The following is a 23578-nucleotide window of genomic DNA, read 5'->3' as shown; positions in this document are numbered from 1 at the left end:
TGGGCGCCACGGATGGATATGGGACGAAGTGGGGTTGTTTTTCAGGGAAGACGTTCCATGGAACGAACACTGTAGCGGATGGATTGAAACGCAATGTCGGAATCGGAACTTTCAAAGACGTATGATCCCTCGGGTGTCGAGAAGCGGCTTTATCGGATATGGGAGGAGCGGGGGTATTTCACTCCCGACCTGAATGGGCGGGGAGCCCCCTATTGCATCATGATTCCGCCACCGAACGTGACGGGAAGCCTGCACATGGGGCATGCTTTTCAGGACACCATCATGGATGCCCTGACCCGTTATCATCGGATGCGGGGGGACCGGACGCTGTGGCAGCCAGGGACCGACCATGCCGGGATTGCCACCCAGATGGTGGTGGAGCGGCAACTGGAGGCGGAGGGAAAGAGCCGGCATGATCTGGGGCGCGAGGCCTTCGAGGCGCGGGTGTGGCAGTGGAAGGGGCAATCGGGGGGGACGATTGTCGGTCAACTGCGCCGGTTGGGGGCATCCTGCGACTGGAGCCGCGAACGGTTTACCATGGATCGGGAGCTGTCGCATGCGGTTACCGAGGTTTTTGTCCGTCTGTATGAAGCGGGTTTGATCTATCGGGGAAAAAGGTTGGTCAATTGGGATCCGGTGTTGCGGACGGCGGTATCGGATCTGGAGGTGTTGTCGGAGAAGGAGGCGGGCCATCTGTGGCATTTGCGCTATCCTCTGGCGGATGGTTCGGGATTTTTGGTGGTGGCGACGACCCGTCCGGAGACGATGCTGGGGGATACGGCGGTGGCGGTTCATCCGGAGGATGAGCGCTACAAAGGGTTGGTCGGTGCCATGGTGACGTTGCCATTGACCGGTCGTCTGATTCCGATCATTGCCGATGACCATGTCGATCCCGAATTCGGGTCCGGGTGCGTCAAGATCACCCCCGGCCACGATTTCAACGACCATGCCATCGGTGAACGTCATCATTTGCCGGTGATCAGTGTCTTGGCCGCCGATGCCACGATCAACGAAAACGCCCCCGAGGTCTATCGTGGACTGGATCGATATGAAGCGCGTCGCCGGGTGGTCGCCGATCTGGAATCGCTGGGATTGCTGGAAAAAGTGGAACCGCATGAACTCATGGTTCCCCGGGGGGACCGGTCGCGATCGGTGATCGAACCGTTGTTGACCGATCAATGGTTTGTCCGGGTGGCGCCGTTGGCGCAAAAGGCGATCGCGGCGGTGGAGGAGGGGCGGATCCGGCTGGTTCCGGCCCACTGGGAGAAAACCTACTTCGAATGGATGCGCAACATTCAGGACTGGTGCATATCGCGTCAGATCTGGTGGGGGCATCGCATTCCCGCCTGGTATGGCCCCGATGGTCATCTGTTCGTGTGCAATTGCGAAGAGACGGTCTATGAACTGGCGGCGGAACACTATGGATCGCCGGTGCATCTGGAACGTGACCCGGACGTGTTGGATACCTGGTTTTCATCGGCGCTCTGGCCGTTTTCGACCCTGGGATGGCCTGGGGCGACGGAGGAACTCAAGACGTTCTACCCGACCAACTGCCTGGTCACCGGATTTGACATCATTTTTTTCTGGGTCGCCCGGATGATCATGATGGGGCTGGAATTTACCGAAGAGGTTCCTTTTCGTGACGTCTACATCACCGGGTTGATCCGCGATGCGGAGGGCAACAAGATGAGCAAGTCCAAGGGGAACATTCTGGATCCCCTGGACCTGATCGACGGGATCGATCTGGAGTCGCTGGTGGCCAAGAGGACGCGGGACATGATGCAGCCGCATCTGGCCGAACGGATCGAAAAGGCGACCCGTCGGGAATTTCCTCGGGGGATTCCTCCCTACGGCGCCGATGCGTTGCGCTTCACGATGGCCAGTCTCGCGACCCAGGGACGGGACATCAAGTTTGATCTTGGCCGGATTGAAGGATACCGCAATTTTTGTAATAAATTGTGGAACGCGAGCCGGTTTGTGTTGATGAATTCGCACGAGGGAAGCGAACGGGTCCTGGTTGTGGCAGGGGTTGCCTCCATCCCCGACCGATGGATCAGGGCGCGGTTGAAACGGGTGACCGAAGCGGTCCGCCGGGCGATCGAGGAGTACCGTTTCAACGATTATGCCCACCATATCTATCAATTTTTGTGGGGTGTCTATTGTGACTGGTACCTGGAGATGGTCAAGCCGGTCCTGTATGGCGATGGGATCGCGGAAGAGACCCGGGACATGACCCGTTCGACCATGCTGGAGGTGTTGGAAACGTCATTGCGCCTGTTGCATCCCCTGATGCCGTTCATTACCGAGGAACTCTGGTTGCGGGTGGCTTCGAGGGCCGGATGTGCCGGGAGTTCGATCATGTTGGCTTCGTGGCCCGAGGCGGAAGGGCTTGATGCCGAGGAAGAGGCCATCGAGCGGGAAATGGATTGGGTGATCGAAGTGGTGACGACGGTTCGGACGATACGCGCCGAACTGGAATTGCCGCCGGGCAAGGGGCTGCCGCTGGTGGTCCTGGGGGAGGAGTCGATCATCCAACGCTTGAAGCGGCATGAGCGCATCATTTCGGTGTTGGCGCGAATCGACCGATGGACGCGGGAGAATGAGGTTCCCGAGGGGGAAAACGCGACCGGGGTCGTGGGAGATCTGCGTCTTTACATTCCATTGGCGGGGTTGATGGATGTCGATGCGGAAATGGCGCGTTTACTGAAGGGATCGGAGAAACTGGCACGGGATTTGGAGCAGGTCGAGAAAAAATTGGCCAACCCTTCGTTCCTGTCGCGGGCAAACCCCGAGGTCGTAACGAAGGAACGGGCCAAGGAAGGGGAACTCAAGGAAAAAATCCATGAAATGAAGGAGGCGCTGCGGCGCCTGGAACGGATGCGGAGTTAAGACATGATGAATCCTCCCTGGTTGGACATCGTCACCATTGCCCTGAGTCAGGATCTTGGCCGGGGAGATATTACGACGAATGCGTTGGTTTCCCCGGGTCAGAAGGCGGAAGCGGAGCTGGTTGCCAAGGAAGACATGGTGGTCTGTGGTCTGCCGGTGATTTCGGAGGTCTTTCGCGCGGTCGATCCGCGAATTCGGATCCTGCCGGAACGGCCCGATGGCGAGGGCGTCCTGGCAGGAAACCGGATTTGCACCATTCATGGCCCGGCCCGGGGAATCCTTGCCGGGGAGCGGGTGGCGCTTAATTTTTTCCAGAACCTGTCGGCGGTGGCAACCTTGACGCGGCGATATGTGGAGCAGGTCGAGGGGACCCGGGCGCGGATTTGCGACACGCGCAAGACGACGCCGGGATTGCGGCTGTTGCAGAAATATGCGGTGCGCATCGGTGGCGGTTACAATCATCGGTTTGGCCTGGATGATGGGGTATTGATCAAGGAAAACCATATCGCCCTGGCGGGTGGCATCTCCATGGCGCTCAAAAAAGCCTACGAGGCGGTCAGTCATCTGCATGGGGTCGAGATCGAGGTCGAAACCCTGGATCAATTGCGGGAGGCCCTGGACGCGGGGGCGCGGATCATTCTGCTGGACAACATGAATCTGGAAACCCTGGAGAAGGCAGTGGCCATTGCCGGGGGGAAGGCGTTGTTGGAAGCGAGTGGCAATATAACGTTGTCCAATGTCCGCGCGGTCGCGCAAACGGGCGTCGATTTGATTTCCATTGGCGCCATCACCCACAGCGCGGGCAGCAAGGATGTCTCTCTCCTCGTCACGATGTGATACCGATCTGTTGACCTTATTGCGCCGCCACATGGATCGGCCTCTTTCGGGCGCTGAAATCGGACGAAGGCTGGGGATCAGCCGGGCGGCGGTCTGGAAACGGATCGAGGTATTGCGTCGGACGGGGTTCACGGTATTGTCGATGGCGGGAAAGGGCTATATGTTGAACGATGTTCCGGATACCCTGACCCGGGAAATGATCGGTGGGTTGTTGCGTGGGACGATGTTCCGGGGGGAGCGCTATCATTATCTGCCCGAGACCGATTCCACCAACGTCCAGGCGGCGCGGATGGCGTTGGCGGGGGCGCCGGAGGGGACGGTGGTCGTCGCCGACCGCCAGACCCATGGCCGTGGCCGGTTGGGACGGGTGTGGGAATCGCCGGCGGGGGTGAATCTTTATTTTTCGATGATCCTGCGACCCGAGGTCGAACCGCGTCATACGGCACAGATGACCCTGATCTCGGGATTGGCGCTTGCCGAAACGGTCACGGCGGCGGGGGTCCAGGGGGTGGAGATCAAATGGCCCAACGACCTGTTGCTCGGGGGCGGAAAACTGGCGGGCATTCTGACCGAAATGGCTGCCGAAGAGGGCCGGGTGCATCATGTGGTCGTCGGGGTCGGGTTGAATGTCAATGCCGGGAGTCCCGTTTTTTCACCCCAGATCGGGCTCATTGCCCGTTCGATTCATGATCATTCACAAAAAACGATCAAGCGCGCCCCGTTGTTGGCCGATTTTCTTTTCAGGTTCGAACAATGGTATGGGCATTATTTAAACCATGGGTTCGGCGCGATTCGGGAGGCCTGGATCGAACGGTCGGGGATTCGTGGCAAGGAGGTCCGGGTCAATCTGATTGCAGAGCAGTTTTCGGGCAGGGCAGTGGATATGGATTCGGAAGGATTTCTGCTCGTCCAGCGTTCGGGGGATGAGCGTCCGACTCGGGTGATCGCGGGCGATGTCATGCCCCTATAGGGAAAAAACCAAAAATATGCTACTTGTCATCGACGTTGGCAATACCAATGTGGTCCTTGGTGTCTACGAGGGGGAAAACCTGATCCGTCATTGGCGTCTGGCGACGCGGGTGGCGCAGACGGGGGATGAATATGGCATTCTGATCGTCAACCTGTTTCATCTGACCGACCTGCCGGCGCGGGAGGTGAAGGCCGTCATTCTGGCGAGTGTCGTCCCTCCGATCCAATCGGCCCTGGTGCGGGCGTTGAAGCGGTATCTGAATATTCATCCGATGATCGTGGGGCCGGGCATCAAGACGGGGATGACCATACGCTACAACAATCCGCGCGAGGTGGGAGCGGATCGCATCGTCAATGCGGTGGCGGCGTTCGATTCCCTGAAGGCGGCGGCGATCGTCGTCGATTTCGGGACGGCGACGACATTCGATCTGGTGGGTCCGAACGGCGATTACATGGGGGGGGCGATCGCGCCGGGATTGGGGCTGTCGATGGATGCGTTGTCGGAGAAAACGGCAAAACTGCCCCGGATCGAGCTGGCCAAACCCAAGGTGGTCGTCGGCAGGGATACGGTCGGATCGATGCAGTCGGGATTGTTCTGGGGCTATGTGGGGTTGGTCGATGGATTGATCGACCGGATGATCGAGGAATCGGGATATGCGCCCGTCCGGGTGATTGCCACGGGTGGGCTGGCGCGTTTGATGGCGACCGAGAGCAAGCGGGTGGAGATGGTCGATGAATTTTTGACGTTGAACGGTCTGCGACTGCTGTACGAGCGGAACTGTTAAAGGAAGTCAGCGTGTCTTCTCGTGTTTCCGGAATCATGGGATTGTTTGCCTGGACGATGGCCTTGTTGCTGTTGATGGGTAATCTGGGCTACTTCAGCAAACTGATTTTATCGTCAACGCCCGATACGGAGGTCTGGTCGGGTCCCCTGATGCCTGGAAAACGGTATCCTCTGCCGGACATTGCCACGGCCCGGGTCATTGGTGAACCGGTCGGAAAGGATGCGGCCAAGGCGACTGTCGCGGCCAGGCCGGCCATGGAAAAACCAAAACCGGAGGTGAAGGTTTTGGAGCCGGTACCCGTTCCCCCGGTGAAGGACGAAAAAAAAGAACCACCGGTGACGCCGCCTCCCGCGGAGACTGCCAGGCCCGAAAAGAAAGTGGTCGCCAGAGTCGATGAAGAACATGGACGTTATGTCGTTCAGGTGGGCAGTTTTGTTCTGGAGATGGGGATGGAGAGCCTCCTGACCCGCATGCGGGAGAATGGACTCGAACCGCGGGTGGGTGTGAAGGAGGAGAGTGTCCGATTGAACAATGTGCAGGCGGGACCGTACTCCCGGTTGGAGGATGCCAAGGTCATGGAGACGGTCCTCAAGAGCAATGGATATGATGTCGCGGTGGAGGAGACCTGGGAAGGATTCATTCTTTCCTTGAGTCGGTCGTTGCTGCTGGGGTTTGCGGTTCATGACATGGAAAAGGCGCAGACCCTGGGGGTCAAACCGTTGCGCATGGTCAAGATCGAGGCGGACATGCCGGTCAAGAAGGTGTTTTTTGGTCCCTATGTTTCCAAGGATGAAGCCCGGCGGATGAGCGAGCGGGTCGCCAAACTGGGCCTGGCGGTTCCGGTGATCAAATCCTGGGACCCGGATGCCATGGGGCAGACCGAAAATTGATCCGAACGGTGTTTGAAGAAGTTGACAACGAATCCATTTCCCAGGAGTATGGGAAGTATTGCCAAGTAAGATCTTCCGAAAAAATGATGTTCTGCCTTTTTACAGGAATACCGTTGATCAAAGAACTGGTTCACCTACCTCTCCGGGTCCGTCGAAAGGTAATGGTATGTTCGATTTTCAAAAAGTCACCCAATGGATCGCGTGTCCACAATGCAAGGGAACGTTGACCCTGGTTGACACGCCACAGAGCAGGCGTTATTCCTGCGATTCATGTCGGCGAGACTATCCCATCATCGACGACATTCCCCGCTTTCTCACGGTGGACGATTCTTTGCTGGCCCAGGCCAAGGAACATTGGGAGGACAGCCCTCATTTTCAATATGAGGCCACCAATCCCCTTTATTCCAGGGAATATTATGAGGCCCAGGATGTGTGGCGCCAGGAAGAGGTGGACATGTTCTGCATGGATGAATACCGTTTTGCGAGCCTTCACGGGTTGGTTACCTTGGATATTGGTTCCGGCTCTGGATGGGTGGTCAAACAAGCGGCCAAGCATGGGGCTTTTTCGATGGGGGTCGATTTTACCGAAAAGGCCGCCATCAGCACCCGGGAAGCCTTGCGTACCTATGGGCTTGCCAACGGAATGGCGATCATGGCCGATGCCCAATATCTTCCTTTCCAGACCGGGGTCATTGACCGGGTCACCTCCATTGGCGTGTTGCACCACATTCCGGACACGGAGAAAGGAGTCGCGGAAGCGTGGCGGGTCATCAAGCCGGGTGGCACGGCCTTTATCAGCCTGTATGGAAAGCTGTTCTTCTTCAATCCGGTTTTGTTTCCCATCGCCACCTTTTTCTTGCGCCTTCTGCTCAAGGCCCCGGCCAAACGCGATGGTATTCAGCATACTGAAGATTACGAGCAATTTTATCGATTCATGGATGGTCCGACCAATCCCATCGGACGTTTTTATACCAACGAGGAATTGCGGCAATTGTTTTCCAGTTTTCGTATCGAACGTATGTCCCGCAGTCACTTCCCATTCAGATTTCTCTATCTTGGCCCGATTCACCTGCACAAGGTCATGCCGCGTTTCCTGTACCGTATGATTGATCGGCATCTGGGCATGATGGTCAACGTCCAGCTTTCCCGTCCAGGAACGTGAAATTTGGTGGGGTTGTTGTTTTTTCCTGTATTGTTCCGTCATGGTTTCCTTCCTTGGTGTTTTTTTGATCGTTCATATATTTTCTGGTTCCTGGCCTCCCCATGTCGGGGAAATCCGTAACGGAGCGTGATTGTCAAGACGGACTTCATCGTTCATCGGTTCCCCAAGGAATGAATATGTCAGACTCTGAACTGAAAGAAACCAGGATCAGTGTCGTACTTCCGGTTTTCAACGAAGCCCAGACCCTCGATCCCCTGGTGGCGCGGCTGTTGCCCGTGCTCGACGATATTGGACCGCATGAGGTGATTTTCATCAACGATGGCAGTCATGATGGTTCTACCGAGATCATCAGCCAACTGGTGCGGGCGCATCCGGGGATCGTGAAGGCAGTCCATTTCCGGATCAACCAGGGAAAATCCAATGCCTTGAAGGCGGGTTTCGGGTTGGCGCAACATGAACTGGTCGTGATGATGGACACCGATCTTCAGGATCAACCGGAAGAGATCCCCAAACTTCTCCAAGCCATGAGAGAACAAAATCTGGATGTGGTGACGGGATGGAAGTTCAATCGCCAGGATCCGTTGACCAAGACCCTTCCCTCGCGTCTTTTCAATCGCATCGTGCGCCGGTTTTCCAAGATTCCCATCCGGGATTTCAATTGCGGGTTCAAGTTGATCCGCCGGGAATGCTTGCAGGAATTGCCGTTGTATGGCCAGTTGCATCGTTATATCCTGGTGCTTATGGCCAATCGGGGTTATCGCGTCGGCGAGGTGCCCATCGAACATGCGCCACGGCGTTTTGGTCGTTCCAAGTTTGGTACCAGCCGCATGTTTACCGGACTCATGGATTTTCTCACGGTGTTTTTCCTGACCCGATATGTGCAGTCGCCGCTCTATTTCTTTGGTGCCTATAGCATGATCTGCATCGTGTTTTCCATCTTTTGGGGCGGTGTGTTCATGCTGATGCATTTTGTTTCCTTTTTGATGGGGCATCAGGAAGGTCTGCTGCAATCCCATCCCATCTGGTTGCTTTCTCCGTTCATGATGGTGGTCGGGTTCATGTTTCTCGCGTTTGGATTGCTGGGAGAATTGACGTTCTACCTCCATCTGGGCCATGCCGGGCAAAAGCCCATTCGCTGTGTCGAGGGGTTCGATTCCGGGGAAAAGTGCAACCCGCCTGTTTCCTCCGCGGTGGAACCTGGAGCGCCCGGTTCATGAAGGACCTGAGGCAGCCCCTCGAATTTCTTTATCGGGCGGTACCGCGATTGATGGGGCAGATGGATCGTGATCCCCTTTCGCCGACGTGGGGGTCGATGCATCTGGCCTATTGGCGCGACAAGACCTCGGAGATTTCCGACATGCGTCGTCAGGAGGCGATGCTGCCTTTGGCCCTGCTGTATGTCCGGGAATATCCCGGTTCTCCATGGCGAGGGGATCCGCAACTGTTGGCGACCGTGGCGGCACAGCTTGGTTTCTGGTGCGCCAACCAGTATGGCGATGGTTCCATGGACGAATGGTACAAGGGAGAGCGGGCTTTTGCCGCGGCTGCGTTCTCCTGTCATGCCGTGGCCCGTACCCTGGCGGAGGTGGGGGGGGTATTGCCGCCGGAACTGGTGCGCCATGCCCGGGAAAAACTGGCCGCGACCGCGCACTGGCTGAAGGGACGGCAGGATTTGTTCAAAACCAACCACCAGGCGGTCGGCGTGGCGGCGCTGGCGTGGGCGGGGCATGTCCTGGATGATGCCGCCCTGACCGCAAATGCCCGTGACAAACTTCAGTCCATCCTCCGGACGCAAACCACCGAAGGATGGTTTCCCGAGGTGGGGCACATGGATGTGGGGTACACCTTTCTGACGGTGGAATTCGTCGCCATGGCCATGGATTTGTGGAACGACTGGTCGGCCATCGCCCCTTTTGTCCGCGCTTTCGAATTCGCCTGCCAATGGGTTCATCCCGATTTGACGATCGGTGAAGAATATGGCGTCTGCCATAATCCCTATCTTTCCCGCATCGCCGTGATTTTATTGTCGCCTTATTCCCGGCAGGCGGCTTGGCTTTATCACCGTTTCGCAAGGATGGAAACCGGATTCAAAGGCTTCGCCAATACGCTGGGTGATGATTTGCGCCTGCCGCGCTGGGCGTTTCAAACGCTTCTGGCCCATGATTATTACCAAAGGCGCCAAACCATAGCCCCTCCCGAAGGAGAGGCGGTTCCCCTGGCCAGGGGGGCCTCGATGGAGGATCCGATGGCGGAACCGGTCCTGTTCAAGGATTCGGCCCTGATCCGTTTTCATGTCGGCGCCGGTTCCGGCATTTTTGCCGCGGTCGCCGGGGGGGTGACACGATTGTTTTCTCCCGATACGTTGGGTTCGGTCGCCGATTTTGGCTACGCCCTCGATCTGGACCGGGGTTCGGCCACCAACATGACCTATGACCGTCACCTGCATTTCGGGGTGGAACAGGGCCAGCCGTTCGTGTTGGCCCCGTTGCCCCGGGTCAAGAAATTCATCCCTTCGTTCATGGCGCGTCTGGTATTGCGTCTGGCTTCTTCCACCGCCCTGGGGTCGCGTCTGACCCGCAAGGGGATTGATTGGATCCGTCGGCGAAAGGGGAGCGCCCTCAATCAATCGTCGGCCAATCTGGGGGGGCGGTCCGCTCCCTGGACCCTGGAACGACGTCTCAAGCTGTCCGCAGGGAAGGTATGCATCCGGGACCGGCTTTTGTTCAAAACTCCGCTCCGCGGCAACCGCATCCATTTTCTGGAAGCCCGGGATCACTCCTTCATCGAAAAACGGTCCATTGGCGAGAATATCGTCCATTTGCCACAATTGTTGGAACGGTTGGACCTTGAAAAGGTCTATGTCCTGGATGGCGCCTGGCGCCTGGCGGAAGTCCGCCTGGTCCATGCGGTGGCCAAGGAGGGGTGATGTGTGTGGCATAACAGGGCTGTTCAGTCCCGATCATGAGGATTTTGCCCTTTTCGCGGCGATGACCCAGGCCCTCTTCCATCGCGGTCCCGATGCCGGGGGTGCGTTTCGCGAGGAAGGGATGGCCCTGGGACACCGGCGTCTGACCATCATCGACCTGTCCAGTTCCGGCAACCAACCGTTGTTCAACGAAGATGGATCCCTGGTTTTGGTCGCCAACGGCGAAATCTACAATTACCGGCAACTGACGGCAGGGTTGAAGGAACGGGGGCATCGTTTCGTATCCGATAGCGACTGTGAGGTGCTGTTGCACCTTTATGAAGAGTTGGGAGAGCGGTTGCTTGACGGGGTCAACGGCATGTTTGCCTTTGCCCTGTGGGACCGGCGCGCCGGTCAACTGGTGGCGGCCGTGGATCGGTTTGGCAAAAAACCGTTTTATTATGGTGAACAGGGACCACGGTTTCTTTTCGCCTCGGAAATGCATACCTTGTTGCGCTTTCCGTGGATGACCCGTGAGGTGGATCCGGTCGCGGTGGAACATTACCTTGCCTTTCGCCATGTGCCCGCGCCACGTACCATTTTTAAATCGTTCAAAAAACTGCAACCGGCGCACATGCTGGTGCGGCGGGAGGGACGGATCCGCATTTTCCGGTATTGGCATCCCGCGCCGTCGCCGGGTTCAAGTTATGGACCCGAAACGGTGGACCGGTTCGAGGAATTGTTCGATGATGCCGTCCGCTTGCGGTTGCAAAGCGACGTGCCGCTTGGACTCTACTTGAGTGGTGGCGTCGATTCCGCCGCCGTCGCTGCGTCCATGAGTCGTCAGATGAGCGGCAAGAAAATTTCTTTTTCCGTCGGCTTCGATTACCGCTACAACGAGCATCCCCGGGCGCGACAGGTGGCCGACTTCTTGGGGTTTGAATTCAATCCGATCACGGTTGAAGGGGATCTGTTCCATACATTGCCGGAGATGGTCTACCATCTGGATGAACCCTTTGGTGACCTGTTGTCGCTTCCTTCCTGGATTTTGGCCAGGGAGGCGAAGAAAAAACTTTCGGTGGTTCTGACCGGGGACGGAGCGGACGAAATTTTCAATGGTTATTTTCATCAACGATTGATGATGCTGCGGCAGCGGCATGAACCCCTGTTCTCGACGCCTGGGATGCGTTCTGCCCTGACCTGGCTGACCCGTCTGGCGCCCGCGGCGCTGATCGACCGTTTTTTCGATTATCCCGACCGTTTTGGTCCGCGTGAAAAACTGAAGCTGGTTCAATCCCTGCGCCATGCGGGACGGTTCGGCGACTTTTACGAACACATTACCGCCTGCCTGACCCCGGAAGATAAAATGGCAGCCATTCTTCCGGAGTTTCGCCAACAATGGGATGATGTCCCTCTTGCCCAATGTTTTGAGCGGGACCTGGATGATGGGGACGGGTTTGAGTTTATTTCCCGGATCTCGTTGCTGGATGTGAAGTATTGGATTCCGTTCAGTGTCCTGTTTCGGTTGGATAAACTCAACATGGCCCACGCGGTGGAAAACCGCAGCCCTTTTCTTGACTACCGCCTGGTCGAATTCGCCCTCAATCTGCCTCGGGAGGCCAAATTCAACCGCAGCCGCAACAAGGAGGTGTTGCGGGCCATGATTGAACGCCGTTTCCCCGAACATTTGCGGGAAAAGGGCAAACAGGCTTTCTATATGCCCCTGACGACGGCGATGCGCAGCCATTTTTTGCTCTGGTGTCACGATCTTCTCAACAAGGAATCGATGGCGAATCGGGGGATTTTCCAGTGGACCTACCTGGAAGCGTTGTTTCGCTGGTTTTCCCACGGCAGCATGCTTGCCTATCGCCAACTGGTGGCCATCGCCATGCTGGAGTTATGGTTCAAGGTCTTTATTGACGATGCCAGACCTTGGGAGTCACACGCATCATGATGGATGCCCTTCTTCTTTATCCCCGTCTCGGCAGTATGGATTCCATCATTGTCGAGTTGCCGTTGAGTATCATCTACGCCGCCACCGATGCGGTAAAACGCGGATATGATGTGAAACTGATCGACCTGCGTCTGGAACCGGGGGATTGGCGCAAGGTCATCGATCCCATCCTGCAACAGGGGGTTCGTCTGGTCGGCATTTCGGTCATGACCGGCCTGCCACTGGACTGTGCCCGGGAAATCTCACGTCATGTCAAGGAGTTCAATGCCGACATTCCCGTGGTCTGGGGTGGGCCGCATGCCACGGTGTTGCCGGAGACGGTGGCGGAACCGTTCATCGATTTTCTGGTACGTGGCGATGGTTCCCGGGCGCTGGCCGAACTCATCGAGGCCTTGAGGTCGGGGCATGGAGATTTTTCCGCCATTCAGGGAATTTCCTTCAAGGATGCCCAGGGCCATCCGGTACACAATCCCCGGTCCAGTCATTTTGAACGACTCAATTTTCGGGATATTCCCTATGACCTCGTCAATGTGCGGCACGAGGGGTATCAACGGGTCTACAAGGGGGAGAAACAAAGGCTTTTTCCACTGTTTACCGCCGTGGGCTGTCCCTACAAATGCACCTTTTGCGTCAGTCCCGCCATGTACAAAGAGATCAACGGCAAGAAATGGCTGCCGGATCCCGAAGACGAGGTGATCGAACACATACAGTATTTGATCAAACACTACGAAGTCACCCATCTAAGTATTATCGATGACACAAGTTTTGTCAATATCAAGCGCATGCAGCGCATCTTCGAGAAGATGATCCAGTTGGGGATTCATGTCCATCTGGAGTTTCGCGGGGCGCGTATCAATGAAATCGACCGCATGGACGATGAATTTCTCGAACTCATGGTGGCGGCTGGGGGACGTGTCATCATGGTCGGGGTGGAGTCGGCCAGCGATCGGATTTTGCAACGGATGCAAAAAGGGATTTCCAGGGAACAAATTCTGCGCGTCAACCAGAAGCTGGCCCGTCATCCACACCTGATTCCTCACTACAATTTCATCTATGGAACCCCAGGGGAACGGTATGCCGATCTGGTGGAAACCAAGGATGTCGTGCTGCAAATGCTCAAGGAAAATCCCCAGGCCTATTTCGGTATCGGCAGCGACTGGAAACCCATCCCCGGTTCGGTCATGCTGGAGGAGGCGGAAAACCGATTCAATTACCAGGGGCCGAAGACCCTGGATGATTGGATCGAAATGGATACCTTCGACTGTGTCCGGAAAATACGCCATCCCTGGTATTCCGACCGTTTCGATAACATGGTCAAACTGTTGCAGATGGCCGCTTTTGTCATCGACGACAAACTGATCAAGGAATCCAGGGGCAATTACACCCTGTTCTATCGATTTGTACGCCTGGCCTCCCGCCTTTACAAACCCATCGCCCTGTTCCGGTTAAGATTCAATCTGCATCATTTCATGGTGGAGTTTTATCTTTATCGCACGGTCATACGGTTGATTTCCCATTGGAAACGCAAGTGAGGGGACCATGGACATGCCTGGATTCGGGGAACGGTTGCGGATCATGTACAATGTCTATCGGCGTATCCGCTATTTCAAGCGTATGTATCCCCTTTCTACTGTGCTCAAGCAGGCGGTGTTGTTTCCGGTGGATTATTTTCTCAATCCGTTTCCCATTGAATCGGTCACCAACGTCACGATCGCCATAACGCATCAGTGCAATATTCGTTGCGAGATGTGTTATTTTCACGAGGAACTCAAGACCCGTCATATTCTGCCTTTGGAGGTTTATCGGCGGTTCATCGACCGGGTCGCCGCCAAACATCCCTGCGTCATTCTTTCGGGCGGGGAACCGTTTACCCATCCCGATCTGGTGGCGATGGTCGCCTATGCCAAGTCAAAACGATTGCCGGTACAGATTTTCACCAATGGCACCCTGATGCGCCCCGGCGTCATGGAACGTTTGGTGGAACTGGGCCTGGATTATATCGACTTTACCTTGCTTGGCGATCCCCAATCCCATGCCAGGGTGGCCTGTTCTCCTTTGGCCTATCGGCATTTCATTGACAATCTGTCCCGGTTTGCCGACAACCGTGGCAAAACGGAGATCATCCTCAACTATACCATTACCCCCAGGGCGTTGACGGAGATCGATCATGCGGTGGAACTGGTCAAAAAGCATGGTCTGGATGGTCTGCGCATTCAACATTACAATTATTTATTGCCTGGCGAGTTCGCGGCCCAGCCAAAGGTGATCGATGCCCTTTTTGCGGTCAAGGCGAATACCAACGAGGTGGTACAGACCGAACCCATGGCCGCCATGGCGGAGCGGATCATCCGTTTCCGGGAACGCCTGGGACGGGAATTGCCGGGAATCCCGGTGCAATGGGCCCCCGATCTGACACCGGAGGAGACCCGGCATTGGTATTCCATGGAACCGTTCCATTCCACGCGCAAATGTCTGTTTGCCTGGCGCGGCATGTTGCTGGACGCCGATGGCAGGTTGTATCCCTGTTCGAAAATCTATCTGGAACTGGGGAATGTCATGGAGGGGGATCCGTTCCATTTATGGAACAATGAAACCATGAAAAAATTTCGCCTGCGCCTTAAAAATGGCATGTTTCCGGCGTGTGCGCGCTGTTGCAAACTTTAACGAGGACTGTTCAGGAGGTTTTGATGCCCAGCGCATCCTCCCCATCCGCGCATTCTGCGCATCCTCTTCATTTTTCGATCCATTCCCGGCTGCGTTTGGCCCGTCTGAAACGGTTTCTGCCGCGGACGACAGGGGGGCGTTTGCTGGATGTGGGCTGTGGTCTGGGTTACCTCAGCGAGATGTTGGGGCAGGGCTATCAATGCGTGGGGGTTGATTGTGACATGGCCTCGCTGGAGGCCAACCGGGAGCGGAAGATTGGCTGGATGGTCCGTGGCCGTGTGGATCGCCTGGCTTTTCGGGATGCCAGCTTTGATTTGATCATTTGTTCCGAGGTATTGGAACACCTGCCCCAGGGACTGGACGCCGCGGCGCTGAAGGAGATGGCGCGGATTCTCAAGCCAGGGGGGCGCATCTTGATCACGGTTCCTGCCCTGGAAGGAATCCGGGCGACCAGCCGTTTGCGCAACATGGGCCATGACGATCCCGAGGGGGGGGAATACCATTTCCGCATGGGTTATTCCAGGGCGGACCTGGAGGCATTGTACATGCCTCTGCCATTGGAGGTGCTCTACCATGGTTTTTCCATGGTGCTTCTTTCAGAGTTGGCCATGGACCTGTTGAAATGGGTTTATTTCAAGAAAAATGCCCTCAAGGAACACGCCGATATCATGGGTGTGCAAAACAGTCTGCTGTTCAGGTTTTACAGAACCCTGTTTCCGGTGCTTCATTTTTTCTTTGTCGTGGAAGACCTGTTGTTGGCCTCATGGATGAAGGGACATATTCATATTCTCTGTCTTGGCGCCCGGTCGGGTCCACGGTGAATCGAGTCGGGGCAGGGTACGATGGAACATGGTGGTCATCAAAGGGCGGGATGATATGAGTCCAAGAAACTTGAATGAGGACAAAGTATGGTTGCGTTATCAAAATGAATTCGCCGTGCATTATCATGAGGTATTCTATGAGGGAAATTCGTTGATTCGGCACATCCAGAACGCGGGCCACCGTCTGGTGGAACGTCCCTTGACGCCTGGGATGAAACTGGGTCGCGTGTTGGAGGTCGGCGCCGGTGCGGGGGAACATGTTCCCCATGTCCGGCATCAATATGATGAATATGTTCTGACCGATGTCAATACGGACATTCTTGAACAGGCGCAAAGGCGGTATGCCTCAAACAGCCGTCTGACGTTTATCCCTTTGGATTGCCGTCATATGGATGTGGCGGACCACTCTTTTGACCGATTGATTTCCATCTACAATCTTGAGCATGTTCCCGAACCTTATCGCGTATTGAAGGAGTGGACCCGTGTCCTCAAGCCAGGTGGCATCATGAGCATTGCCATCCCCACGGAGGGCGGTCTGGCATGGAATATGGGACGATATGTGACGACACGGCGTACTTTCATGAAGAAAGGTTTTGATTGGGATTATATCGTTGCCCGGGATCATGTCAATTCGTGTACCCAGCTTTTGGCGTTCATTCGGCATTTCTTTCCTGATCGCAGCGAGTTCTGGTATCCAACAGGTGTTCCATTTCACCATGTCAATCTTATTTACGCCGTCAATATTCGTGTACCATGAAGTTGATTGAATACAGACTGAATACCGTCTGAACGAATATGAACGCCTTCTTGCGAAGAAAAACAGGCCGTCTGCCATGAAAGTGTTATTTGTCGTCGCCGATCTCAGTTTTGGGGAACCCCTTGGAATCATGGCCTTGAGCGCCATCTGCAAGCGTTCGGGACATACGGTACACATGATGGCCTTGAACAATCATGACATCGTGGCCAGCCTGGATGGATTTCAACCCGACATTGTGGGTTATTCCACCATGAGTCCGGATGCGCAATTTTTTGCCGATAACGATGTCAAGGTTCGGGAATGGTCGGTCTGTACAGGAAAAAAGATTGTTCGGGTGATGGGCGGGGCGCATCCGACTTTTTTTCCGGAGGTGATGGATCAACTGCGTCTGGATGCCGTCTGTCAGGGCGAGGGCGATTGGGCCATCTTGAGAATCATCGAGGCGGTTGCCTCGGGAAAGAGTCTGGATGGCATTCCCAACCTGATCACACCGACCCAGCGCACGCTGATCAAGGAGGTCGTGGACGACCTTGATTCCCTTCCTTTTCCGGATCGACGGATTTTCTTTGAAACCGATCCGGAGCTGATCCATTCGGGCATGCGTTCCTTCATGACGCAGAAGGGATGTCCATTCAAATGCACCTATTGTTTCAACCATCTTTACAACAACATGTTCAAGGGTGAGGGGCGCAATCTTTTTCGTCGCCGGAGTGTGGAATCCGTGTTGTCGGAGATCAAGCATGTATGCCAGGAATATCCAGAAGTTCGTTTTATTCGTTTCCAGGATGATTCTTTTGTCTGGAAACGGGACGATCCCTGGCTGGTGGAATTCGCTGAACGATATTCGAAGGAGATTGGCATCCCTTTCTATTGCCTGATCCGCGCCGATGTCATCACCGAGAGGGTCGCTGCGTTGTTGGCGCAGGCAGGTTGTTGGTCGGTGGGCATGTCACTGGAGGCGGGAAACGAAAGGTTGCGGGATGTGGTCTTGAAACGGGAAATGTCCGACGAGAAGGTCCGGGAAGGATTTGCCATTGCCCGAAAACATGGTTTGCACATCACCTCGAACACCATTCTGGGCATTCCCGGAACAACGTTGGACGAGGACTTTCAATCGGTCATGATGGCGCGATCCCTGAAGGCCACGACCAATCAGTTCACGATTTTCGCCCCTTATCCACGGACTGAATTGACCGAATATGCCCAGAGTCTTGGGGTTTTGGACAAGGAATACAATTTCTCGGAACTTTCGCCGTATGGCACGTCGATGCTCAACAGTTACACGGATCGGGAGAAAGTGATCCAGCGCAATTTGTGTTTTCTTGGTCCATTGATTTGCAGAGCGCCGGCGTTTCTGGTTCCCATCCTGAAACGTATGACCTACATCAACCTTCCCCGGTTTTATTCTTTTTTTGGAACCATTTATATCGCCTACATTCTGAGTTCCAGAATATTTCCCGGAATTCGTCCCAGGGGGGTGGTTCATCTTGCACGGGGTGTGGTACGGGCGATTCAGTTCTATCTGGTCAAGCCCTCCGAAAAATAGCCGGAATGGGAAGATGGAACCGGAAGGGATGAAGTCTGGCGGATCAGCGAAGGGGGTGCCAAACCGGGGTTGACGGGGGGCAGACCGAAAATTGAAGCGAACGGTGTTTGAAGGGGTTGACAACGAACCCACTTCCCACGAAAATCAGCGGCTTCGAAAAAACGTTCCGGTGCGGGTTTCCTTGGGGACGTTTTTCCGAAAATACCATTCAAACAGGACCGGATGATGACAGGTCCTCCCCAGGGCGGGGTAGCTCAGTTGGTCAGAGCAACGGATTCATAATCCGTGTGTCGGGGGTTCAAGTCCCCCCCCCGCTACCAAATAAAACAAATACTTACATAATTTTGGATTTGGCGTCCAAGCGAGTCAGGGGCCTGAAGAATTCCTGGTGACAGTTTCCGTCGTTTGGTGTCAAAATTGGGCATGCTGAAATTTTTCACCGGGCGATGCAATAACGACTGAACGGGAAGTCCTAAGCAATGAGCCGAAAACGGAAACACCGTTCTTCAGGAGCGTTCAAGATTAGAGCTGTATGGGATTCCGAGGCCAATGTCTGGTATGTCGAGGATTCTGATATTCCAGGGTTGGTCACCGAGGCGGCAACGATGGAAGATCTATCAGCAAGAATCGAATCAATGATTCCAGATTTGTTACGGATGAATGACCAGGAATCCTTCGCCTGATATAGTACCAGCATGAGAAAAATCGATAAGATACTTGTTTTGGCAAAACGAAACTCTGACGGAGTCTCATTCCGCGACTTCGAGACTTTGCTCAATGGCCTCGGCTTTCGCCTCGACCGACAATCAGGAAGCCACATGATTTTTATCGCACCCAAAGGCCAACGTATTTCTGTCCAAAATCGTGACGGAATGGCAAAAGGTTATCAGGTCAGGCAGGCCCTTAAATTAATTGAGGAATGATGCCATGAACAACAAAGACAGGTTTGACGGCTATAGCTTGGAAACCTGGGAAGATGCCGATGGTGATTGGATCGCCCGTCTTGTCGAGATGCCGACCATCTCCGCGTTTGGCGACTCTCCAGAAAATGCTATTGCCGAACTGGATGCAGCGTGGAAACTTGCCAAGGAGAGCTTTATAGCCAACGGTGAGCAAATACCGGTTGCACCCAACCGTAAGAAATACAGCGGCCAATTCTGTTCCGCCTCGGATGGAATTCGACAATTGCCTTCTTTTTGATACCCTGGCCCATGTCTCACATAGAATGGCCAAATTCAGTGAGTACAAACATCCGCTACCAGCCGCCCCAGGGCCGCCCCAGGGTCGGGATGGTGCATGAAGGCCGTGCCGATAAGAAAGGCGCGAATGCCGTTGGCCAGCAATCGCGCCAGGTCCTGACCGGTCGCGATGCCACTTTCGGCAACCACGATGCGACCGGGTTCGATTCTGTGCGCCAGCTCCAGGCATCGATCCAAAGAGGTTTCAAACGATTTCAGGTTGCGGTTGTTGATGCCAATGAGCGGCGATGCAAGATCATGGGCCGCTTCCAGTTCCGTTTCATCATGAATTTCAACCAGGACATCCAGACCGACCTCCAGGGCTGCCGCTTCCAGTTCCAATGCCTGGGCAGGTGACAAGACGGCCATGATCAGCAAAATGGCATCGGCGCCCAGGGCGCGCGATTGCACGACCTGATAGGGATCGTACAGAAAATCCTTGCGTAACACCGGAAGAGGCACCTGTTGACGCAATAGAGGAAGAAATTCATCCGATCCACGAAAATAATCCCTGTCGGTCAGGCAGGAAAGACAGGCGGCGCCATGATCCTGGTATCCTTTTCCAATGGATGCCGGATCGAAGGGGGCCAAATTCTCGGGAAAGATTGTCCCTTTCGATGGCGATGCCCGCTTGATTTCCGCGATGATGGCCCCATGCTGCCGATTCATCGCGTTTTGGAGGGTCGAGGAAAATCCCCGCACCGCTTCCAGATCGGAAATGCGTCGCAGCAGTTCCTCTTCGGAGATCGCAGCCCGGCTGCGGGCCACTTCGTCGCGTTTGGTGGCCATGATGCGGTCGAGAACGCTGCCACGGGTGTTCATGTCTTCCTCGTTATTGTCCGTGTTTTGTCCCGGTCAGCGAAATGAGAAGATTCAATTTTCGCGATGCCTCGCCACTGTCGATGGCCTGGGCTGCCCGTTCCATGCCGGAGACGATGTCCACGGCGGCATCGGCGACATACAGGGCTGCGCCTGCGTTGAGTACCACGATGTCCCGTCTGGGACCGCGGGTTCCGGAAAGGATCTCCCGGGTAATGGTCACGTTTTCGGCGACATCGCCTCCCGACAACGCTTCGAGGGAAGCCCGGGCGAGGCCCCACTCCTCGGGTTCGACCGTCCGGGTTTCCACCGTGCCATCCCTCCTGAGTTCCGAGACAATGTTGCCGGCAGTCGTGGTCAGTTCATCCAGACCGTCCAGCCCGTGAACCACCAGGGCGCGCCGCACGCCCAAACGGCCCAGAACATGAGCGAGCGGTTCCGTCCATCGTCCATCGAACACACCCATCAGTTGGCAGGTGGCGGAAGCGGGATTGGTCAGGGGCCCCAGAAGATTGAACAGGGTGCGAACTCCCAACTCCTTCCGCGGTTGCGCCGCATGCTTCATGGCCCCATGATGGCGCGGGGCGAACAGAAAACCAATCCCCGCACCCTCCAGGCAACGCGCTACCGTGGCGGGAGACACCTCGATGCCAACCCCCAGGGCGCGAAGCAGATCCGCCGACCCGCATTTGGAGGAAATGGAACTGTTGCCATGTTTGGCGACCGTGACACCACAGGCAGCCACGACAAAAGCGGCGGTCGTGGAAATGTTGAAGGTTCCCCGGCCATCGCCGCCGGTGCCGCAGGTATCGATCAACGGGGTTGCCGCGGTCGTCACCCGGGTTGCCTTTTCACGCATCGCCTGGGCCGCGCCCGCAAGTTCATCGACCGTTTCTCCCTTCATCCGCAGCGCGACGGCAAAAGCGGCGATCTGGGCCGAGGTCGCCTCGCCCGCCATGATCCGTTCCATGACCTGCCGCGCCTCTTCCTGAGACAGATTGTGTCGTTCGATCAGACGCGAAATCGCCAGGTGCATGTTCATGATCTGGGCCGTCCTTCAAATCCTTGGGACGTATCGAGAAAGTTTTTCAACAAGGCATGCCCGTGCTCGGTCAGGATCGATTCGGGATGAAACTGAACGCCATGGACCGGCATGGTTTTGTGCCGCAACCCCATGATCAAACCATCGTCGGTCCAGGCGGTGATGTCCAGACATTCGGGAAAAGTCGTTTTCTCGACGATGAGTGAATGATAACGGGTGGCGTTGAACGGCGAGGGGAGATTCAGGAACAGATCGGTGGCTTCATGGTAGATGCGCGAGGTCTTCCCGTGCATGAGTGTCGGCGCACGCACTACCCGACCGCCAAAGACCTGTCCCATCGCCTGATGACCCAGACAGACACCGAGAATCGGAATCATGCCCGACAACCGGCGAATGAGTTCCAGGGTGATCCCCGCCTGATCGGGATTGCCAGGTCCGGGGGAGATGACGATGTGACTGGGGGCAAGACGGATCACGTCCTCGACCGTGATTTCGTCATTGCGCTTGACCAGGACTTCCGATCCGAGTTCGCCGAAATATTGAACCAGGTTGTAGGTGAAGGAATCGTAATTGTCGATCATCAGGAGCATGCCGGTCACTCCAGTCCCTGTTGAACCATATCGACGGCGCGAAAAATGGCTCGGGCCTTTTCGCGTGTTTCCTCGTATTCCCGTTCCGGTATGGAGTCGGCGACGATGCCCGCCCCTGCCTGGACATGAAGGGTCCCGTTCTTGATGATGGCGGTGCGAATGGTGATGGCCAGATCCATGTTGCCGGAGAAGGACACGTATCCGACCGTTCCCGCGTAGGGCCCCCGGCGTGACACTTCCAGTTCGTCGATAATCTCCATGGCCCTGATTTTCGGGGCGCCACTGACCGTGCCCGCCGGAAAAGTGGCCGCGACGACATCGAATGGGGTCAATCCCGGTTTCAGGGTCGCTTCGACATTGGACACGATGTGCATGACCTGGGAATATCGTTCGATGACCAGACGTTCCGTGACCCGGACCGATCCATGGACCGCGACCCGTCCCAGATCGTTGCGTCCCAGATCGACAAGCATGATATGTTCCGCCAGTTCCTTGGGATCAGCGAGGAGTTCCTGTTCCAGGACCAGATCACGGTCTTCGTTTTCACCACGGCGCCGGGTTCCGGCGATGGGACGCACGGTGACGGTCGTTCCCTCCTGCCGGACAAGAATCTCGGGACTGGAGCCGACCAGGGAAAAGTCGCCAAAATTCAGGAGAAACATGTAGGGCGATGGATTGGTCGCCCGTAACGCCCGGTAGAGCGACAAGGGAGAATGGGCAAAGGGGATGGAAAGCCTTTGCGACAGGACGACCTGAAAAATGTCGCCGGCGCGAATGTATTCCTTGGCCTTTTCGACCGCCGCCTCGAAGGTGGATTTGGACATTTCATGACGAAACGCATCTTCGTGAATCCGCGGGCCTCGGGCAGTGGGCTTCGGTCGCGATGGGGCATTGCGCAGGTTGGTGACCATTTGGTTGATGCGGGTCACGGCATCGGCGTAAAGCGTGACGATATCGTCGCGGGGGTCGATGAACAGATTGACGACCACCTTGATCCTTCCCGCCAGATTGTCGAAAAGAATGACCATGTCCGACAACATGAAAATGGCGTCCGGAGTCCCCAGGGTATCGGGGTTGTTGTCGGGGACCCGTTCGAAGGAACGGATCATGTCGTATCCAAAATACCCGACGGCCCCGCCATGGAAACGGGGCAGACCGGGAACCTCGACAGGGGTGAACCGGCGCATCAGCGATTCGAGAATGCGCACCGGCTGACCCGAGGTGAATACCTCCTTGGGCCGGTTGCGCCAGCGAATTTCCACCCGGTTGGGAAAGGCCAGGAAGATCGCCGCCGGATCGAGTCCCAGAAAACTGTACCGTCCCCATTTCTCTCCCCCGAGCACCGACTCGAAAAGAAAGGAATAGCTGGCATCGCCCGCCACCTTGATGAAGGCGGATACCGGGGTGTCGAGATCGGCCAGGATTTCCCGATAGATGGGAACCACGTTGCCTTGGGCGCTCAGACGCAGGAAGGAGTCGAAGGATGGTTGGATCATGGCTGCCAGGATAACATGTTTTGCCTCGGGATGCGCTGATGTCGGTATGAACGTCTCGTGATGGTAAGCCCCTGTTTCGAAAATGCAACATCCCTTATGCGCCGATTGTGTTTCGGCGCGTGTTTTTTCCGGCCCGATCCGGGTATGATGTCGCTACCAGACTTCAGCCGGAGGCGTCAACCGGCGAGCGACACAAGGCCGGAAACACGACGGT

The 23578-nt window shown here is 55.9% G+C and carries 21 protein-coding genes and 1 tRNA gene; 18 read left to right on the top strand and 4 right to left on the bottom strand.

Annotated features, from left to right (window positions below; genetic code table 11):
• Positions 1–93 precede the first annotated feature (93 nt).
• From HQL76_03890 to HQL76_03805, 18 genes are all read left to right on the top strand, one after another.
• Positions 94–2889 (top strand): valine--tRNA ligase, encoded by a 2796-nt coding sequence (locus tag HQL76_03890; GenBank protein ID MBF0108299.1) that lies wholly within the window; start codon positions 94–96, stop codon positions 2887–2889.
• Positions 2890–2895: 6 nt separating this feature from the next.
• A complete protein-coding gene (gene nadC, locus HQL76_03885; GenBank protein ID MBF0108298.1) occupies positions 2896–3726 on the top strand; it encodes a carboxylating nicotinate-nucleotide diphosphorylase in 831 nt (276 codons plus the stop codon).
• Entirely contained in the window at positions 3701–4696 is a 996-nt protein-coding gene (locus HQL76_03880) for a biotin--[acetyl-CoA-carboxylase] ligase (protein MBF0108297.1), read from the top strand. Before nadC ends, HQL76_03880 begins: the two co-directional genes overlap by 26 nt.
• 16 nt (positions 4697–4712) lie before the next feature.
• On the top strand, positions 4713–5480 hold the full coding sequence (locus HQL76_03875; protein ID MBF0108296.1) for a type III pantothenate kinase: 768 nt from the start codon (positions 4713–4715) through the stop codon (positions 5478–5480).
• Positions 5481–5491: 11 nt separating this feature from the next.
• On the top strand, positions 5492–6370 hold the full coding sequence (locus HQL76_03870; GenBank protein MBF0108295.1) for an SPOR domain-containing protein: 879 nt from the start codon (positions 5492–5494) through the stop codon (positions 6368–6370).
• Between the two features lie 166 nt (positions 6371–6536).
• Positions 6537–7532 carry a methyltransferase domain-containing protein gene (locus HQL76_03865; GenBank protein ID MBF0108294.1) on the top strand — a complete coding sequence of 332 codons (996 nt, stop codon included), beginning with the start codon at positions 6537–6539 and terminating at the stop codon, positions 7530–7532.
• Between the two features lie 176 nt (positions 7533–7708).
• A complete protein-coding gene (locus tag HQL76_03860; protein MBF0108293.1) occupies positions 7709–8749 on the top strand; it encodes a glycosyltransferase family 2 protein in 1041 nt (346 codons plus the stop codon).
• On the top strand, positions 8746–10458 hold the full coding sequence (locus HQL76_03855; GenBank protein ID MBF0108292.1) for a hypothetical protein: 1713 nt from the start codon (positions 8746–8748) through the stop codon (positions 10456–10458). Before HQL76_03860 ends, HQL76_03855 begins: the two co-directional genes overlap by 4 nt.
• Before the next feature lies 1 nt (position 10459).
• Positions 10460–12391: an asparagine synthase (glutamine-hydrolyzing) gene (asnB, locus tag HQL76_03850; GenBank protein MBF0108291.1), complete on the top strand. Its 1932-nt coding sequence runs from the start codon at positions 10460–10462 to the stop codon at positions 12389–12391.
• Complete coding sequence (locus tag HQL76_03845) at positions 12388–13923, top strand: B12-binding domain-containing radical SAM protein (GenBank protein ID MBF0108290.1); 1536 nt, start codon at positions 12388–12390, stop codon at positions 13921–13923. Before asnB ends, HQL76_03845 begins: the two co-directional genes overlap by 4 nt.
• Before the next feature lie 13 nt (positions 13924–13936).
• The gene (locus HQL76_03840) at positions 13937–15055 is read left to right on the top strand and encodes a radical SAM protein (GenBank protein ID MBF0108289.1); all 1119 of its coding nucleotides are present in this window, start codon (positions 13937–13939) and stop codon (positions 15053–15055) included.
• 23 nt (positions 15056–15078) lie between these two features.
• The gene (locus HQL76_03835) at positions 15079–15876 is read left to right on the top strand and encodes a class I SAM-dependent methyltransferase (protein ID MBF0108288.1); all 798 of its coding nucleotides are present in this window, start codon (positions 15079–15081) and stop codon (positions 15874–15876) included.
• Between the two features lie 70 nt (positions 15877–15946).
• On the top strand, positions 15947–16633 hold the full coding sequence (locus tag HQL76_03830; protein MBF0108287.1) for a class I SAM-dependent methyltransferase: 687 nt from the start codon (positions 15947–15949) through the stop codon (positions 16631–16633).
• A gap of 76 nt (positions 16634–16709) precedes the next feature.
• Complete coding sequence (locus tag HQL76_03825) at positions 16710–18179, top strand: B12-binding domain-containing radical SAM protein (GenBank protein ID MBF0108286.1); 1470 nt, start codon at positions 16710–16712, stop codon at positions 18177–18179.
• A 243-nt stretch (positions 18180–18422) separates the two neighbouring features.
• Positions 18423–18499: transfer RNA gene (locus HQL76_03820), tRNA-Met, on the top strand.
• Between the two features lie 159 nt (positions 18500–18658).
• Positions 18659–18862 (top strand): DUF1902 domain-containing protein, encoded by a 204-nt coding sequence (locus HQL76_03815; protein MBF0108285.1) that lies wholly within the window; start codon positions 18659–18661, stop codon positions 18860–18862.
• A 12-nt stretch (positions 18863–18874) separates the two neighbouring features.
• Positions 18875–19102 (top strand): type II toxin-antitoxin system HicA family toxin, encoded by a 228-nt coding sequence (locus tag HQL76_03810; GenBank protein ID MBF0108284.1) that lies wholly within the window; start codon positions 18875–18877, stop codon positions 19100–19102.
• A gap of 4 nt (positions 19103–19106) precedes the next feature.
• Positions 19107–19379 carry a type II toxin-antitoxin system HicB family antitoxin gene (locus HQL76_03805; GenBank protein ID MBF0108283.1) on the top strand — a complete coding sequence of 91 codons (273 nt, stop codon included), beginning with the start codon at positions 19107–19109 and terminating at the stop codon, positions 19377–19379.
• Between the two features lie 35 nt (positions 19380–19414).
• Here the strand turns inward: HQL76_03805 and trpC are convergent, their stop codons facing one another.
• The 4 genes from trpC to trpE are packed head-to-tail and all read right to left on the bottom strand — an operon-like array spanning position 19415 to position 23364.
• A complete protein-coding gene (gene trpC / locus HQL76_03800) occupies positions 19415–20239 on the bottom strand; it encodes an indole-3-glycerol phosphate synthase TrpC (protein MBF0108282.1) in 825 nt (274 codons plus the stop codon).
• Positions 20240–20249: 10 nt separating this feature from the next.
• A complete protein-coding gene (trpD, locus tag HQL76_03795; protein ID MBF0108281.1) occupies positions 20250–21278 on the bottom strand; it encodes an anthranilate phosphoribosyltransferase in 1029 nt (342 codons plus the stop codon).
• Entirely contained in the window at positions 21275–21868 is a 594-nt protein-coding gene (locus tag HQL76_03790) for an aminodeoxychorismate/anthranilate synthase component II (protein MBF0108280.1), read from the bottom strand. Before HQL76_03790 ends, trpD begins: the two co-directional genes overlap by 4 nt.
• 5 nt (positions 21869–21873) lie before the next feature.
• Positions 21874–23364, bottom strand: a complete 1491-nt coding sequence (gene trpE, locus HQL76_03785; protein ID MBF0108279.1) for an anthranilate synthase component I — start codon at positions 23362–23364, stop codon at positions 21874–21876.
• Positions 23365–23578: the final 214 nt, after the last annotated feature.

The organism is Magnetococcales bacterium (genome assembly GCA_015228815.1).
Lineage (GTDB): Bacteria > Pseudomonadota > Magnetococcia > Magnetococcales > UBA8363 > UBA8363.
Note: the sequence above shows the minus strand (reverse complement) of the source record. Positions and strands in the feature narration are given on the sequence as shown.